The organism is Pseudidiomarina halophila (assembly GCF_003987215.1).
Classification (GTDB): domain Bacteria; phylum Pseudomonadota; class Gammaproteobacteria; order Enterobacterales; family Alteromonadaceae; genus Pseudidiomarina; species Pseudidiomarina halophila.
Genome location: NZ_PIPW01000001.1, coordinates 1164765 through 1179238 on the forward strand (window position 1 = coordinate 1164765; position 14474 = coordinate 1179238).

The window sequence follows — 14474 nt, forward strand, 5'->3', positions numbered from 1 at the left end:
CCTGTAAGTTTATTCGTGCTCGCGCCGATAAGCATGGATAGCTGCGGTAATTGCAGCTAATCGCTGAGTATCACTAGCTTTAGCAGTGCGCGTGGCAGTAGAGGAACGTGAGGCAGGGTGCTCTTCTTCAGTGCCGACAAAACGACGTAACAAGCCCATCGCCAGAAGAAGGAGAGTAAGAAACACGAACACCGTGATCATGCCGGTGAGCATAATAGATAGTGCTTCCTGAAGTTGCTGCTGCATCGTCGTTAACCTGCCTTTTTAGTTGTATAAATAAGCGTAACTTAAAAGCAGAATAACACAACTTTCTGATGCGTAAGCGTTAGTTGGTTCTATAGGAGATATAAATCTAAGAAATGGCGCGCTCGGGAGGACTCGAACCTCCAACCGCCTGGTTCGTAGCCAGGTACTCTATCCAGTTGAGCTACGAGCGCGTCGTTTAATCTGATGGGGTTGCAAATGGCGCGCTCGGGAGGACTCGAACCTCCAACCGCCTGGTTCGTAGCCAGGTACTCTATCCAGTTGAGCTACGAGCGCGTTGCAAACAAATAATGGCGGTGAGGGAGGGATTCGAACCCTCGATAGGGCTACAAACCCTATACTCCCTTAGCAGGGGAGCGCCTTCAGCCGCTCGGCCACCTCACCGCTTACTTGTGGCGATGAATTCTAGCGGCACTGACAATAATGTCAAACGATTTTTTCCGTTTTACGGTGCGTTTGTGGGATTTTTAAACATCTCGGGCAAAATTCCCACAGAACTCGTCATTTTGACAGGTTATAGATCAAAAAAGCTGATGCCAATGCATCAGCTTTTACGCAGGTCTAATCTAGTCAGACGATTCTGGCTTGTCTTGGTTCTCAGCCTGAATCCGCATATAAATTTCTTCTCGGTGCACTGAGACATCCTTGGGCGCATTTACTCCAATGCGCACTTGATTCCCTTTTACACCCAATACTGTGACTGTGACCTCATCACCAATCATTAAGGTCTCACCCACTCGACGGGTTAAGATCAACATTTTACCTGCTCCTTCCCTACTATTTATTTGTGTGGGCATCCATGAGAAAACACCACACGACCAGCCTGAATTATTCTCAATGATTTGCATGAATCCTCACCAGATGTCATGCAACTTTTATTCTAGCAAGGAAACCTCAACCATGACAGCTTGATTACTCAAGTCGAGGTCGTCTTGTCCACTCTTTACCGTAATAACTCTTCAATGCGACCTTGTGCAGCTGCCAGAGCTTGGCTTACCTTGCTGCTATCCGTGCCTCCGGCCTGCGCCATATCAGGACGACCACCGCCTTTACCGCCGACCTCCGCAGCAGCCACATTGACAATATCGCCGGCTTTAACCTTGCTGGTTAAATCTTTGGTCACGCCAACAATCAGGCTTACCTTGTTGTCGTTCGCAATAGCTAGCACCACAATACCGCTACCCAGCTGATTTTTCAGATCGTCAACCATTCCACGCAGTGCTTTACTCTCTACGTTTTCTAATTGGGCCAAGATCACTTTTTTGCCAGCGATTTCGAGGGCATCATCAACCAGGCTTCCTCCTGCTTGTGCCGCTAGTTGCTGTTGTAAATCAGCAATTGAACGTTCGAGTCCTTTGGCACGATCCAGCTGTTGCTGAAGGCGCTCTGGTAAATGGGCAGGATCGGCCTTCAGAAGACCTGCGCTTTGCCGCAACAGCTGTTGCTGATGCTGACTGTGTCTGACCGCCGCTAAGCCACTGACGGCTTCTATGCGCCGCACCCCAGAGGCAATCCCTGCTTCGCTGACAATACGGAACATGCCAATGTCGCCGGTGCGTTCTACGTGAGTGCCACCACAAAGTTCCATCGAGTAGTCGCCCATGCGCACGACCCGCACGTCATCATCATATTTTTCACCGAACAATGCCATCGCGCCAGCCTGTTTCGCTTCTTCAATTGGCATTAATGCTGTAGTTAACTGGTGGTTGGCGAAAATTTCTTCATTTACCTGGAGTTCGATTGCATCAATTTCTGCTGCAGTTAATGCAGCAAAATGAGAGAAGTCGAACCGTAAGCGTTCGGCGGTTACCAAACTACCTTTTTGGGTTACATGTTCACCTAAAACATTACGCAATGCGGCGTGTAACAGGTGCGTTGAACTGTGGTTGCGTTTAATCGCGGCGCGCCGTTGGCTGTCAATTTCAACTTTGACGCGATCACCTAGCTGTAACTCGGCTTCTGCGCGGCCATGGTGGGCAATAGCCTTGCCAATGTACTGGGTATCTTCGACCACAAATACGGTACCGTCGATCAGGAAGCGACCAACATCCCCCACCTGTCCACCACTTTCGGCATAAAATGGGGTCTGTGAAAGCACCACAACACCTTGTTGACCAGGGCTTAGCTGCTTAACCTTTTCGCCGTCTGCGAACAGCTCCACCACTTCGCTGGTGCCGCTGGTGGCGCTGTAGCCAGTAAATTCACTGCGATGCGACGACTTTAACCGCTCATTGTAATCAACACCAAACTGCGAGGCTTGCTGCGCGCGTTTGCGCTGCGCTTCCATTGCTCGCTCGAAGCCTTCTACATCAATAGTCAGCTCTTTCTCACGGGCAATGTCGGCGGTTAGATCGACCGGGAAACCATAGGTGTCGTAAAGCTTGAAGACAACTTCACCAGGAATCACGCTACCCTGCAGATCCGCAAGCGCATCGTTCAGAATTGCCAGACCACGTTCCAGGGTCTTGCCAAACTGTTCTTCTTCGCGCAGTAAAGCATCACTGATAACTTTCTCTTTGCTTTGCAATTCCGGATAGGCTGCGCCCATTTGTCGCAACAGTTCAGCAACGAGCTTATAGAAAAATGGCCCCTGCGCACCGAGCATATTACCGTGACGTACCGCACGACGGATGATCCGACGCAATACATAGCCACGCCCCTCGTTAGAAGGTTGTACGCCATCAGCAATCAGGAAACTACAGGAGCGAATATGATCAGCAATAACGCGCAGCGATTTACTATCCAGATCCCGCGTCCCGATAATGTCCGCTGCAGCTTTGATGAGCGCCTGGAACAGATCAATTTCATAGTTGCTATGCACGTCTTGCAACACTGCCGCAATACGTTCCAGCCCCATGCCGGTATCGACGGATGGCTTGGGCAATGGCTGCAGTGTACCGTCAGCTTGGCGATTGTACTGCATGAAGACCAGGTTCCAGATCTCAATGTAACGATCACCATCTTCTTCTGGTGTGCCCGGTGGGCCACCCCAGACGTCTTCACCGTGATCGTAAAAAATTTCTGAGCATGGGCCACAAGGACCAGTATCCCCCATCGCCCAGAAGTTATCTTTTTCACCAATACGCGAGATACGATCTTGCGGAACGCCAATCTCATTAGCCCAAATGGCGTAAGCTTCGTCATCTTCGGTAAAAACAGTTACCCAAAGTTTTTCTTTCGGTAACTGCAGCACCTCGGTCAGAAATTCCCAGGCATATTGAATGGCTTCACGTTTGAAATAGTCACCAAAACTGAAGTTTCCCAGCATTTCAAAAAAAGTATGGTGGCGTGCGGTATAGCCTACGTTTTCCAGGTCATTATGTTTACCGCCCGCCCGCAAACAACGTTGCGAAGATGTGGCACGGTTATAGTCACGCTGTTCATCGCCCAGAAATACATCTTTAAACGGCACCATACCTGCATTGGTAAATAACAAGGTAGGGTCGTTACCAGGAATCAGTGATGCCGATGCTACACGTTGGTGACCACGGTCGGCGAAATAGGACAAAAACGCTTCACGGACTTCCGCGCTGGTCATACTCATGAACTCTTTCCTACTGCTGCTTATCAGGGTGAAAATTATGCTCGAATTAGCGCGAAAGACTACCATGAAAGCAGCGCTTCGACTAGTCTGCACAGCGGTCAAAAAAATGTCAGAGACAGTTGTTGAAATTTTTTTAAAATAAGGTATTTTTACTACCTTAGATTAAATTTCAAAAACTATAAAAAAGGAATTTTGATGCGCTCGTTACTTCTCTCTTTGTTTATTTTCATGTCAACAACAGCTGTTGCGGGCGTTTCCGAATGGATACCTTTCGAACACCGGAATGGTCAGGTTCTGGTTAAAGTTAAGGTCGAAGGCATTGACACTTACGCGATGATGGATTCCGGAGCGTCAATAAATCTCATCAATCAAAACTTTGTTGACCACCATCAACTGGAACTGCAGAAGCTTCGCGACAAAATCACCATTCAAGGTGTTCACGGCAAAAGTGAGCGTGATGTGTTTCGCGATGTCCCAACCGAAATGTTCGGTCAGGATCTGGCGCTGGACTATGTCTCAGGTGACTTTGCTGAGCCTGAAATCGCGCTTATTCTAGGCGCACCACTGCTTGATAAGTATGTTTTTCAGTTCGACTATCCCAACAGCAGATTACGTCTCATCGACCATGATTCCATCGACCTTATCGAAGTTAAAAACATTACCATGCGCTCGCGCCGGGATTACGACCAACCTATTGTCAAAGTGAATCTAAATGATGAGGTTGAAGCCTGGTTGATTCTTGATACTGGCGCCTCTACGGGTATCTACTTACAACGTGAAGTCGCCGACAATCATGGTTGGCTTGAAAGCTTTCCCGTAAGCCAGGGGCTTTCCCGTGGTGTCAACACTGTGGCTGAGGTCGAGTCATTTTCACTGCCACTGGTTGAATTTGGTCCCTACCTGCTCGAAGACGTTGAGATAATTGTTCCGATCGAAGGGGTAAGAACTGACTATGGCAGAAATCGTCAGCAACTGAACTCACGCGTACGCGGTGTCAAAATAGATGGTCTGATTGGATATGATGTCCTCAAACACTTCATTTTAACCATCGACTATAAAAATGGTCGCGGTCATATCCACGCGCCATAGTAAATTGTTCCTCAGGATAAGATTATTCAGGCTGCTGCTGGCGTTCCATGGCAGCCTTTATCTCACCGAAGCGAAACCCCCGGCTTTGCAAATGGCGCATAATTTTATCGCGTTCTTGCCGGGTTGCTGGCTGCTGTTCACCAAACTTCCGACAGAGCCGCTCGAAACACAACTCTACCCAGTCAGGCTCGGCGGCATCGACGAGTTGCAACAGCAGTTCCTCATCAATCCCCTTAACGCCGGCAGCGGCCTTAATTTTCATCCAGCCATTGCCACTGCCAAGCATGTGTCGTAACCAAATTTCAGCATAGCGCTCATCAGACTGCCAGCCCTGCTCTTGTGCGGTCGTCAAAGCCTGTTGGATAATCGGGTCCGGATAACCGCGCTGGCGCAGCTTCTGACGCAGTTCGTGGGCACTGTGTTCACGGCGACCGAGCAACCGCACCACGGTTTCGTCTGCTTGTTGTTGTTCCTCATTACTCATAAAGCACTCCAGCAAGGGAATTTTTTCTCCAGTTTACACTCTCAACTACTACCTGTTTAGGAAAAAGGACTTAATCATGCAACGCTTGCTCGTTATCTTGCTGTTTAGTAGCACTTTAGCTTTAACCGGCTGTCAGCCTGTGTCTCAACCAACCGCCACTAAAACTCCATCACCAACCCTTGCTGTCAGCGGTAACGCAGCTGTCGAAGCTGTACCCGATCGTTTGCAGCTGAGCCTTTCCGTCGAGCGTACGGGCCAGGATATTCCCAGCCTCAAAACCGAAGTAGACGGTATCACGGCAACGCTCATCGACTACCTGCGTGAACAGGGAATTCATGATGACCACATCAAGTCCTTTGCGGTCCGTATTCATCCCCAATACCGGTACGATGACGGGCAACAACAATTAACGGGTTATCAGGTCGCGCGGCGAATGACTATCGACTTTCTGCAACCTGAACAACACAGCCCATTTCTTGAATATGCGCTGCAAGTTGGCGTCCAGCGTGTTGACGAACCGCACTACACCCTAAGTAATGCCGATGCGCTCTACCAGCAAGCGCTCACCGAAGCCCTGCAACTTGCCCGGCAAAAAGCAGATAAACTAGCAGCTGCAGCGGGCGTCAGCATTATTGGTGTAGAGACTATTCACGAGAATTCAAATCAGGCCCCGGTCGTTCGCTATCGGGTAGCGCAGGCCGAAATGAGTGCGGACGTCAGTTTGCCGGGTCAACAGTCTGTTGAAGCACGGGTGGACGTTGTTTATCGTTTGAGTGATCAGAATTAAAGCAAGTTGGTTAGCGGCTTGGGCAGTAGCGCGGTCAGACAGTGCGGACCGCCACCACCACGGACAAACTCAGTTACGTTAACGGCTATAATTCTGAGTTCAGGAAACGCTTGCCGCAGTTTGCTGGTCGCCTCAGCGTCCTCGCTAACGCCAAATTGCGGCACCACTAATGCGTTAGGCAACCGCACCAGGTTTGCGTAACTCAGCAGCAAAGGCCGGGCCCCGCGCACCAGCGCGCCAGAATGCCGCACCACATCCTGGTAGATGGTTATTGGCTCGCGCAGCTGCTGGGCTGCGGGCAACTCAATCCAACGGTAGTCGCTTGCCCAGGCCTGCTGCTGCAACGCTGACACCTCGTCGTTCCATAGTGGATCGCTGGCACTGGTGCTAAACACAATGGCGTCATCAGCAACAAATTGCAGTTGATTATCGACATGCCCGCCGGTCTCGTCAGCACCTAATGCATTTTGTAAACAGATCACGCGCTGCAAGCCGAGCTTTTGGGTCAATAGCCGCGCCATTTCTGCCAGACGTTTGCCTGGGTTGCGTGCCTGCAGACTACGCCCATGTATGACCGCTGTTCCGCCGCCATCGTGGGTAAGCATACCGCCTTCAAACACCAACTCCAGCTGCCGATAAACGATGCGTTGGCGGGACGCCAGCTCGCGGGCAAAGCGTTGGTCCCGGGCGTGCGCGAGGTTCACCCCCTGCCAGCCATTAAATTGTCCGGCATTAGCGTACAGTGGTCCGGTTGCTTGCCCAACCCCATGCCGCTTCGCGGTTAGGTAAAGGGGCGCGACATCGCGGACCCAGGCATCATCATAAGCGACGGGAAACCATTCTAAGTCAGTTGGAATTTGCGCTAGAGCCGAATGCACCTGCGGTGGATGCACACCAAGACACACAGGATAATGAGGGGCGATAGCGGCGAGCATGCTCAACATCTGTTGCTGCACAGGTCTTGCATTGCCGCGCCATACATCGTTTCGATAGGGCCACAGCGCTAGCAGTGGCCCATTATGTTGCCAGTCGGCAAGCAGTTTCATTTGCGGGTACGTTGTTTCGCTTCTTGTAATCGTTTCGCCTGACTTCGGCGCGCGCGCGAGTAGCGCTTCTGCCGGGTCTCCGGCTTGCGGCCTTCGACAAAGCTACGATCTTCCGGTGGCAGGCCGACCATTTGCCGCAAATAATTGATTTGCTCCAGCGCCAGCTCGCCCCAGCCGCTTTGTGGCAGGCCTTGTTCCAGCTTGATATTACCGTAGCGGACACGCATCAGGCGACTAACAGTAACACCTTGTGATTCCCACAAACGACGTACTTCACGGTTACGTCCTTCAGTGAGCATCACCCGGTACCATTGGTTCATGCCTTCTCCGCCACCGCGTTTAATCTCTTTAAAACACGCCGGACCATCTTCCAGTTGCACGCCTTTGAGAAGTCTGCGGATCATTGCATCATCCACCTCGCCAAACACCCGCACAGCGTATTCCCGTTCAATCTGATGACCGGGGTGCATCAAGCGGTTAGCTAACTCACCGTCAGTGGTGAAAAGCAACAGACCCGAGGTATTCACATCGAGCCGGCCGACGGCCACCCAGCGTGCACCTTGTACCCGTGGTAGCCGGTCGTACACTGTAGGACGGCCTTCCGGATCTTTGCGGGTACATAACTCACCTTCTGGTTTGTGGTACATAAGTACACGGCAAACCACATCTTCAGGCGGTTTAATCGCTACTTCGTGACCATCAATCCGTACTTTGGCGTCGGTATCGATACGCTCGCCCAGAGTCGCAACTTTGCCATTGACGCTGATACGGCCAGCGGCAATTTTTGCTTCTAACTCACGGCGGGAACCATGCCCGGAACGGGCTAAAACTTTCTGTAACTTTTCACTCATGGGGCGCTTTCACTCTCTTCGGTCGCTGTCTCAGCGGTTGTTTCTTGAGCAACTGGCCCTGTATTCGCTGTCCTTGCTGGAGGCTCTGGAATAGCAGGTAACTCAGATAGGTCTTTCAGGTTAAAATAATCCAGGAATTCATTGGTGGTAGCATACAACTGCGGGCGTCCTGGTACTTCACGATGACCAATCACCTTTACCCAACCACGTTCCTGTAACGTTTTCATAATTTGCGAACTGACACTTACGCCCCGGATCTCCTCAATATCGCCACGGGTAATCGGCTGGCGATAGGCAATCAGAGCAAGGGTCTCAAGCAACGCCTGCGAGTAACGCGGCGGCTTTTCCTGCCAGAGGCTGGCGATTATACCACCTAATTCTGCGCGCGTCTGAAATCTGTAACCCGAAGCGATTTCCTGTAACTGTACACCGCGTTCCTGGTAATCACGTTGCAACTCATCCAGTACTTCGCGGACGATTTTACGGGTCGCATCCATGCCGTGCTCGAGCAGGTAGTCAGTGAGTTGAGCCACCGACATAGGCGTTTCGGCAACAAATAAGACAGCTTCGATAAGTTGTTTAATCTGTTGATTCTGCATACACCTGCTCGCGTGTTGAAATGTGGATTTCCGAGAAAGCATCGACCTGAGTTACATCGACCAGAGCTTCTTTGACCAGCTCAAGTATTGCCAAAAAGCTTACCACAACTCCCTGCTTGCCTTCGCTTGGCTCAAACAACTGAGCAAAGCGCAAGCGCTGGTGGGTCTGCAATAAATCGATAATGCGACTCATCCGTGCGCGGGTCGAAAGTCGCTCCCGGTGAATTTGATGGTGGTGCTGTAATTCTGCCTGTGCCATAGCATGACTGAAGGCAACAGCGAGCTCAGCCAGAGCGACATCGGGGAGCTGCTGCTTAACGAAGTCTTTGGCATCTGTATCGGCATGCACCACAAAGAGATCGCGTTCAGTTTGTGGCATATCATCAAGGTAGCCCGCACCCGTGCGAATCGCTTCATATTCTTGCAAACGGCGCACCAACTCGGCACGCGGATCGGCTTCTTCGTCCTCTTCAGCAGGTGGACGTGGTAATAACATCCGACTTTTAATTTCCGCTAACATTGCCGCCATTACCAGATAGTCCGCCGCCAGCTCAAGTTTGAGCTCTTTCATCATTTCGACGTATTCCATGTACTGTTTAGTAATGGGTAATATGGGTAAATCGACGATGTCTAATTTTTGCCGGCGGATGAGGTATAGCAACAAATCCATGGGGCCGGAAAAACTCTCAAGAATCAGTTCCAGCGCGTCTGGTGGAATGTAGAGATCTTCTGGCTTGTCGATAACCGGTTCGCCGCGCACAAAGCCAAGCGGTAATGACTGCTGTTGAGGCGAGGTGGTCGACTCCGCCATGGCTAGCTGAGATCATCAAACGGCTTGGTATCACCCGAACCAACGCGGGTTACTTTTACCGTATCATCAGCGAGATCGACAACTGTGGTCGGTGCCTCACCGCGGTGGTCACCATCCACGATGACATCCACCTGATGTTCCAAGCGTTCACGAATTTCAAAGGGGTCTGATTCGGCAAACTCATTATTGCCCAGAATCAGACTGGTAGACATCAGTGGCTCACCTAAGGCTTCGAGCAATGCCATGGTGATGGGATCATCGGAAACACGGATGCCGATAGTTTTGCGTTTCGGGTTTAGCAGGCGTTTGGGCACTTCTTTGGTTGCCTTAAGAATAAAAGTGTAATGACCCGGCGTATTATTCTTTAAGAGACGAAACGCCGTATTGTCTACCCTGGCATAAATCGAGAGTTCAGAGAGATCCCGGCACATCAGGGTGAAATGGTGGTCTTTATCAATTTCCCGGATCCGACAGATACGTTCCATTGCATTTTTATCGCCAATGCGGCAACCAATGGCATAACCTGAATCTGTTGGGTATACCAGCACCCCACCCTGCATGACATGGTGCACTGCTTGTTGAATCAAGCGCGGCTGCGGGTTTTCAGGATGTATGGTGAAATACTGACTCATAGTGGTGACTAACCCTTAGCTTAGGCTTACGATGCGTTCCAATGCCTCCATATTGGCACAGTGTCGGGCGGTAGACAAAGATTTTTGCCTAACTCACGCCAGGGTCGTGGACCATGAAAATCAGAACCTGCAGAGGCTGCTAAGTCAAGTTCTCGGGCCATGGTAGCAAGCGCCGAGCGCTGTCCCGGGCTTTGCTGACTGATAGCTACTTCAAGACCGTCCAGACCATAGCTTTTTGCCTCAGTGAGTAATCTGCGCAGCCACTTATTGCTCAGCTGGTAGGCATGCGGATGTGCCAGTACAGCCTGTCCGCCGGCAGCATGCACAGCAGCAATTGCAGTCTCAAGATCACTCCATTCGGTCGCTATATAGGCCTGTTGCCCTTTGCCCAGATAGCGTTGGAAGGCACTCTCAAAGTCTTTTACCCAGCCTTGCTCAACCAAGGCCTCAGCTAAATGTTTACGGGTAGGCATGGTCAGCTGTGCAGCCAGTGGCGGCGCCACATCTATTCCTGCCTTATGCAACTTATCGAGCATCAGCTGATAACGCTGTTGCCGCATTTCTTGTTGGCTCTGAAGCAACTTCAGCAACGCCGGATGCTCAGGATCCACTTGCAAGCCAACCAGGTGAATTTCGAAGTTCTGCCAGCGGCAGGTGATTTCAACCCCGGCGATCAACTCCAGCTCAAGCTCATGTTCAGCTATTGCATCAGCCGCGTGTTGCAATCCGGCAATAGTGTCATGGTCCGTCAACGCAAGATGGGTGACACCATGCTCAGCCGCCCGTTGCACCAGCTCTTCTGGTGCCAGCTCACCATCGGAGAAATGACTGTGGCAATGCAAGTCGTAGACTGCAGTCATATCGCCGCCGCCAATTCAGCGCCCTGACGAATCGCGCGTTTGGCGTCCAGTTCAGCAGCTACATCAGCACCACCAATCAAGTGTACCGATTGCCCGGCAGACTCGAGTTCCTGCTGCAGTTCCCGCAGTGGTAACTGACCCGCACAGGTGACGATAGTATCGACAGCGAGCAGTTGCTCTTTACCATCAACTTCAATCCATAAGCCTTCGTCGGTAATGCGCTGGTAAGTGACGCCAGGAATCATGTGCACACCTTTTTTCTTCAATGTCGCCCGGTGCACCCAACCTGAGGTTTTGCCTAAGCCCTTACCAACCTTACTGGTCTTACGCTGTAGCAACCAGACTTCGCGAGGCGTCGTTTCCGGCTTCGGCTGAGTTAAAGCGCCACGATCCTCATAGTCTTTGTCAATGCCCCAGATTGCTGACCATTCCTCAGCGTTTAAGGTCGGAGACTCCTTGGTCGTCAAGTATTCTGCAACATCAAAACCAATGCCACCGGCACCGATTAAAGCAACTTTAGCACCCACATTTTTATGATCACGAAGCACGTCGAGATAACTTATCACTTTGTCACTATCAATACCTTCAATGGTGATTTCACGCGGGAGAACACCAGTGGCTAACACCACTTCATCGAAATTCTCCGCTATCAGCGATTCCGCGTTTTGTCGGGTGTTGAGATGAAGTTTTACTCCGGTATCTGCCAAACGGTGGGTAAAGAAGCGAAGTGTTTCGTGAAACTCCTCTTTGCCGGGTATTTGTTTAGCATAATTAAACTGGCCGCCAATCTGACTGTTTGATTCGAACAAATGCACTTCATGTCCGCGCTCGGCAGCGTAACAGGAGAAGGCCAGGCCAGCAGGTCCCGCACCGACTACGGCTATTTTCTTTTGCTGTTGCGCAGGGCGCATCACTAATTCGGTTTCATAGCAGGCCTGAGGATTGACCAGACAACTTGCCCGCTTATTTTCAAAGACATGATCCAGACATGCCTGATTACAGGCAATGCAGGTGTTAATACGATCACTTTGGTGCGCTTCAGCTTTGGCGACGAAGTTAGCATCGGCGAGTAAAGGTCGCGCCATCGACACCATATCAGCTTCGCCTTTAGCGAGAATTTGTTCGCCAATTTCCGGAGTATTGATGCGATTAACTGCGACCACTGGAATCGAAATTTCTTCCCTCACTTTCGCAGTAATCCAGCTGAATGCGCCGCGCGGCACCGAAGTAACAATGGTGGGGACCCGGGCTTCGTGCCAACCGATACCACTGTTTATCAACGTCGCACCGGCCGCCTCGATGCCTTTTGCAAGCTCAATTACCTCTGCATATTCATGGCCGTCAGGCACCAGGTCGAGCATTGATAACCGGTAGATAATAATAAAATCTGAACCTACCTCGGCTCGCACTGCTTTCATAATTTCCAACGCAAAGCGTGAGCGATTGGCGAAGGAGCCGCCCCATTGATCCGTTCGTTTGTTGGTGCGCGGACAGAGAAACTGGTTGATCAAATAACCTTCGGAGCCCATCACCTCAACGCCGTCATAGCCAGCTTTTTTCGCCAACTTTGCACAGCGCGCAAAATGTCTGATCGTGGTGCGGATTTTTCGCTCTGACATGGCTTTTGGGGTAAATGGCGAGATGGGTGCTTTGATTTTACTTGGTGCAATCGAGAATGGGTGATACGCATACCGACCCGTATGCAGAATCTGCAAACATATCTTAGTATCGTGCCGATGCACAGCTTCGGTAATTTTCCGATGTTTGGCAACATGCCAGGGACGGCTGAGTTCAGAGCCAAAGGGCTGCACCCGGCCCCGAAAGTTAGGGCTGATACCACCAGTAACGATGAGTCCTACTCCGCCTTTTGCCCGCGCTTCGTAGAATGCGGCCAACTTGTCAAAGCCATGCTTCTCTTCTTCAAGTCCGGTATGCATCGAACCCATGAGCACACGATTTCGTAATTGTGTGAAACCTAAATCCAGGGGGCTTAACAGGTGGGGGTAAGCGCTCGCCAAAGTAACCTCAACTTAAACAGCTGTTTGAATTTCTTTACTGTACTGATTTCCCCGCCTGGCGGCAAGTACTAACGCTACCAGGCGGGGAAATCACGGTTTTAAAAATAATAGCCTATATTGATATTAAAGCGGGTTTTGGTATCCGTTGAATCGCCTGCCATGGAACCGCCGACGAAGGGCTGATTCTTGGCCGTTACCAAATCGAAGTAGGTATAAAGACCACCGGCTGAAACTGCCATACCTAGCACATTCATTACGGTGTCTTCGCCACCACCTCGCTTATCAGTCATCAGACTATAGTCGTTGTAGAACGTCAGATTTGAAATGGGACCTATACTGACTGGCAGACTGTAAGCGATATTCGCCGTATACAATGTCGCCTTGCTCGGAATAGTATCGTAAAACGCATAAGCGCCAACCACGATTCCTTCATTTGCCATATCCATATCGTAATCATACTGGCTTACCTGTCCCATAAAGGTCCAGCGGTCGACACTGTAGACACCATGAACAGCAAATGCGCTACGATCTCCGACGTCGTCGGAACCGTCGTTCATTTTGCCCATTTGTCCCGACAGTCCAACTTCAAAACTACTGTCTGGACTCAGCGCATACTTACGGGCGACACGCGCCGCGAAGCTGTTAGACTCTCCGACCGCCAATTCAGGGGTATCATAAATGCCCTCGCCGCTTAGGCGGACACCCAGTGGGTCGTAAGCGTAACGGTCTACCCGATCGCTGACATAACCATCAACACCACCCTGCTCATCGTTTTTAAAGAACGCGATGTCGAAATCCCACTCCGCGTCACGATAGAGGAACTTCACCCCAGCATCGTGATCGTCCTCAAGACCCACGTAGAAATTCGAGCTAAAGAAATAGTTGTTGGAATTATAAGGCGTATTACCAAAAGGTACTTTGGTGATACCGACTTGTCCCTGCCAGTTATCGGTGAAGTTATACCCTACCCAGGCATGTTGCACAGATTCCATGTATTGGAACCAGCGATACTGGGCCGACAAGATCACATCACCAATGGTGCCACTATAATCGAGACGGATCAGATCGAAATCGATATCACCACCACGATCTTTATTGCCTTCGTTATAATCTTCCCAGACAAATTGCGTGCGCACCGCACCACCAATGGTGATGGGTGCATTTTGCGCAGCCTCGACATCGCCCTCAAGCTGTTCAATCCGCGCCTCGAGCGCAGTATTCGAGTTGATACGCTTACGTGGCGCAACATCCTCGGCGCGTGGCGACTGCTCCAACGCGACCTCTTCGACGACATCCTCATCCTGCTCTTGTTCTGCCGCCAGTTGCGCCTCAAGGTCAGCAACCCGCTGTTGCAAACGTTGCATCTCCTGCATGACTTCCTGCAACTGCGTTGCCGTTACCTTACCGTCTGTTTGCTCCTGCGCGATAGCAGGAGCACTCAACGCAGCTCCAATACAAATTGCCAGAATTTGCTGTTTCATAGTCCCTC

General features: G+C 50.9%; 14 protein-coding genes and 3 tRNA genes. 2 read left to right on the plus strand and 15 right to left on the minus strand.

The genetic code is table 11. From position 1 onward, the window contains the following. Positions 1 to 9 precede the first annotated feature (9 nt). The 6 genes from CWI69_RS05470 to alaS form a co-directional block, all read right to left on the minus strand. The gene (locus CWI69_RS05470; RefSeq protein ID WP_126762592.1) at positions 10 to 246 is read right to left on the minus strand and encodes an OadG family transporter subunit; all 237 of its coding nucleotides are present in this window, start codon (positions 244 to 246) and stop codon (positions 10 to 12) included. 114 nt (positions 247 to 360) lie between these two features. After that, positions 361 to 437: transfer RNA gene (locus CWI69_RS05475), tRNA-Arg, on the minus strand. A gap of 26 nt (positions 438 to 463) precedes the next feature. Continuing rightward, positions 464 to 540, minus strand: a tRNA-Arg gene (locus tag CWI69_RS05480). A 15-nt stretch (positions 541 to 555) separates the two neighbouring features. Next, positions 556 to 648: transfer RNA gene (locus CWI69_RS05485), tRNA-Ser, on the minus strand. A gap of 182 nt (positions 649 to 830) precedes the next feature. Continuing rightward, on the minus strand, positions 831 to 1022 hold the full coding sequence (gene csrA, locus CWI69_RS05490; protein ID WP_126762866.1) for a carbon storage regulator CsrA: 192 nt from the start codon (positions 1020 to 1022) through the stop codon (positions 831 to 833). Positions 1023 to 1207: 185 nt separating this feature from the next. Then, positions 1208 to 3808, minus strand: a complete 2601-nt coding sequence (alaS, locus tag CWI69_RS05495; protein ID WP_126762593.1) for an alanine--tRNA ligase — start codon at positions 3806 to 3808, stop codon at positions 1208 to 1210. 195 nt (positions 3809 to 4003) lie between these two features. On the opposite strand from alaS, the gene CWI69_RS05500 reads away from it, so the two are divergent. After that, complete coding sequence (locus CWI69_RS05500; RefSeq protein WP_126762595.1) at positions 4004 to 4897, plus strand: aspartyl protease family protein; 894 nt, start codon at positions 4004 to 4006, stop codon at positions 4895 to 4897. A gap of 22 nt (positions 4898 to 4919) precedes the next feature. Here CWI69_RS05500 and CWI69_RS05505 read toward each other — a convergent pair whose 3' ends face one another. After that, entirely contained in the window at positions 4920 to 5381 is a 462-nt protein-coding gene (locus CWI69_RS05505; RefSeq protein ID WP_126762597.1) for a regulatory protein RecX, read from the minus strand. A gap of 76 nt (positions 5382 to 5457) precedes the next feature. Between CWI69_RS05505 and CWI69_RS05510 the strand changes: the two genes are divergently transcribed. Then, positions 5458 to 6168 carry an SIMPL domain-containing protein gene (locus CWI69_RS05510; RefSeq protein WP_126762599.1) on the plus strand — a complete coding sequence of 237 codons (711 nt, stop codon included), beginning with the start codon at positions 5458 to 5460 and terminating at the stop codon, positions 6166 to 6168. Here the strand turns inward: CWI69_RS05510 and CWI69_RS05515 are convergent. From CWI69_RS05515 to CWI69_RS05550, 8 genes are all read right to left on the minus strand, one after another. After that, positions 6165 to 7214, minus strand: coding sequence for an agmatine deiminase family protein (locus tag CWI69_RS05515; protein ID WP_126762601.1), 1050 nt, complete (start codon positions 7212 to 7214; stop codon positions 6165 to 6167). The two genes, CWI69_RS05510 and CWI69_RS05515, sit on opposite strands and share 4 nt — an antisense overlap. After that, positions 7211 to 8065 carry a 23S rRNA pseudouridine(2605) synthase RluB gene (gene rluB, locus CWI69_RS05520; protein WP_126762603.1) on the minus strand — a complete coding sequence of 285 codons (855 nt, stop codon included), beginning with the start codon at positions 8063 to 8065 and terminating at the stop codon, positions 7211 to 7213. Before rluB ends, CWI69_RS05515 begins: the two co-directional genes overlap by 4 nt. Then, a complete protein-coding gene (gene scpB / locus CWI69_RS05525; RefSeq protein ID WP_126762605.1) occupies positions 8062 to 8664 on the minus strand; it encodes an SMC-Scp complex subunit ScpB in 603 nt (200 codons plus the stop codon). The genes rluB and scpB overlap by 4 nt, the downstream gene beginning before the upstream one ends. Then, positions 8645 to 9475 carry a segregation and condensation protein A gene (locus CWI69_RS05530; RefSeq protein ID WP_126762607.1) on the minus strand — a complete coding sequence of 277 codons (831 nt, stop codon included), beginning with the start codon at positions 9473 to 9475 and terminating at the stop codon, positions 8645 to 8647. Before CWI69_RS05530 ends, scpB begins: the two co-directional genes overlap by 20 nt. A gap of 2 nt (positions 9476 to 9477) precedes the next feature. Further along, a complete protein-coding gene (locus CWI69_RS05535; RefSeq protein WP_126762609.1) occupies positions 9478 to 10107 on the minus strand; it encodes an L-threonylcarbamoyladenylate synthase in 630 nt (209 codons plus the stop codon). Between the two features lie 26 nt (positions 10108 to 10133). Beyond that, a complete protein-coding gene (locus tag CWI69_RS05540; RefSeq protein WP_126762611.1) occupies positions 10134 to 10967 on the minus strand; it encodes a PHP domain-containing protein in 834 nt (277 codons plus the stop codon). Further along, positions 10964 to 12985, minus strand: a complete 2022-nt coding sequence (locus tag CWI69_RS05545; RefSeq protein ID WP_126762613.1) for an NADPH-dependent 2,4-dienoyl-CoA reductase — start codon at positions 12983 to 12985, stop codon at positions 10964 to 10966. The genes CWI69_RS05540 and CWI69_RS05545 overlap by 4 nt, the downstream gene beginning before the upstream one ends. Before the next feature lie 98 nt (positions 12986 to 13083). After that, on the minus strand, positions 13084 to 14466 hold the full coding sequence (locus tag CWI69_RS05550) for a cell envelope integrity TolA family protein (protein WP_126762615.1): 1383 nt from the start codon (positions 14464 to 14466) through the stop codon (positions 13084 to 13086). Between the last annotated feature and the right edge of the window lie 8 nt (positions 14467 to 14474).

Excerpts from the sequence above, each read along its gene's own strand:
- CWI69_RS05470 (WP_126762592.1), bottom strand. The coding sequence starts at position 246 with ATGCAGCAGCAACTTCAGGAAGCACTATCTATTATGCTCACCGGCATG.
- CWI69_RS05550 (WP_126762615.1), bottom strand. The coding sequence starts at position 14,466 with ATGAAACAGCAAATTCTGGCAATTTGTATTGGAGCTGCGTTGAGTGCT.
- CWI69_RS05515 (WP_126762601.1), bottom strand. The coding sequence starts at position 7,214 with ATGAAACTGCTTGCCGACTGGCAACATAATGGGCCACTGCTAGCGCTG.
- alaS (WP_126762593.1), bottom strand. The coding sequence starts at position 3,808 with ATGAGTATGACCAGCGCGGAAGTCCGTGAAGCGTTTTTGTCCTATTTC.
- CWI69_RS05500 (WP_126762595.1), top strand. The coding sequence starts at position 4,004 with ATGCGCTCGTTACTTCTCTCTTTGTTTATTTTCATGTCAACAACAGCT.
- csrA (WP_126762866.1), bottom strand. The coding sequence starts at position 1,022 with ATGTTGATCTTAACCCGTCGAGTGGGTGAGACCTTAATGATTGGTGAT.
- scpB (WP_126762605.1), bottom strand. The coding sequence starts at position 8,664 with ATGCAGAATCAACAGATTAAACAACTTATCGAAGCTGTCTTATTTGTT.
- rluB (WP_126762603.1), bottom strand. The coding sequence starts at position 8,065 with ATGAGTGAAAAGTTACAGAAAGTTTTAGCCCGTTCCGGGCATGGTTCC.
- CWI69_RS05505 (WP_126762597.1), bottom strand. The coding sequence starts at position 5,381 with ATGAGTAATGAGGAACAACAACAAGCAGACGAAACCGTGGTGCGGTTG.
- CWI69_RS05535 (WP_126762609.1), bottom strand. The coding sequence starts at position 10,107 with ATGAGTCAGTATTTCACCATACATCCTGAAAACCCGCAGCCGCGCTTG.
- CWI69_RS05510 (WP_126762599.1), top strand. The coding sequence starts at position 5,458 with ATGCAACGCTTGCTCGTTATCTTGCTGTTTAGTAGCACTTTAGCTTTA.
- CWI69_RS05540 (WP_126762611.1), bottom strand. The coding sequence starts at position 10,967 with ATGACTGCAGTCTACGACTTGCATTGCCACAGTCATTTCTCCGATGGT.
- CWI69_RS05530 (WP_126762607.1), bottom strand. The coding sequence starts at position 9,475 with ATGGCGGAGTCGACCACCTCGCCTCAACAGCAGTCATTACCGCTTGGC.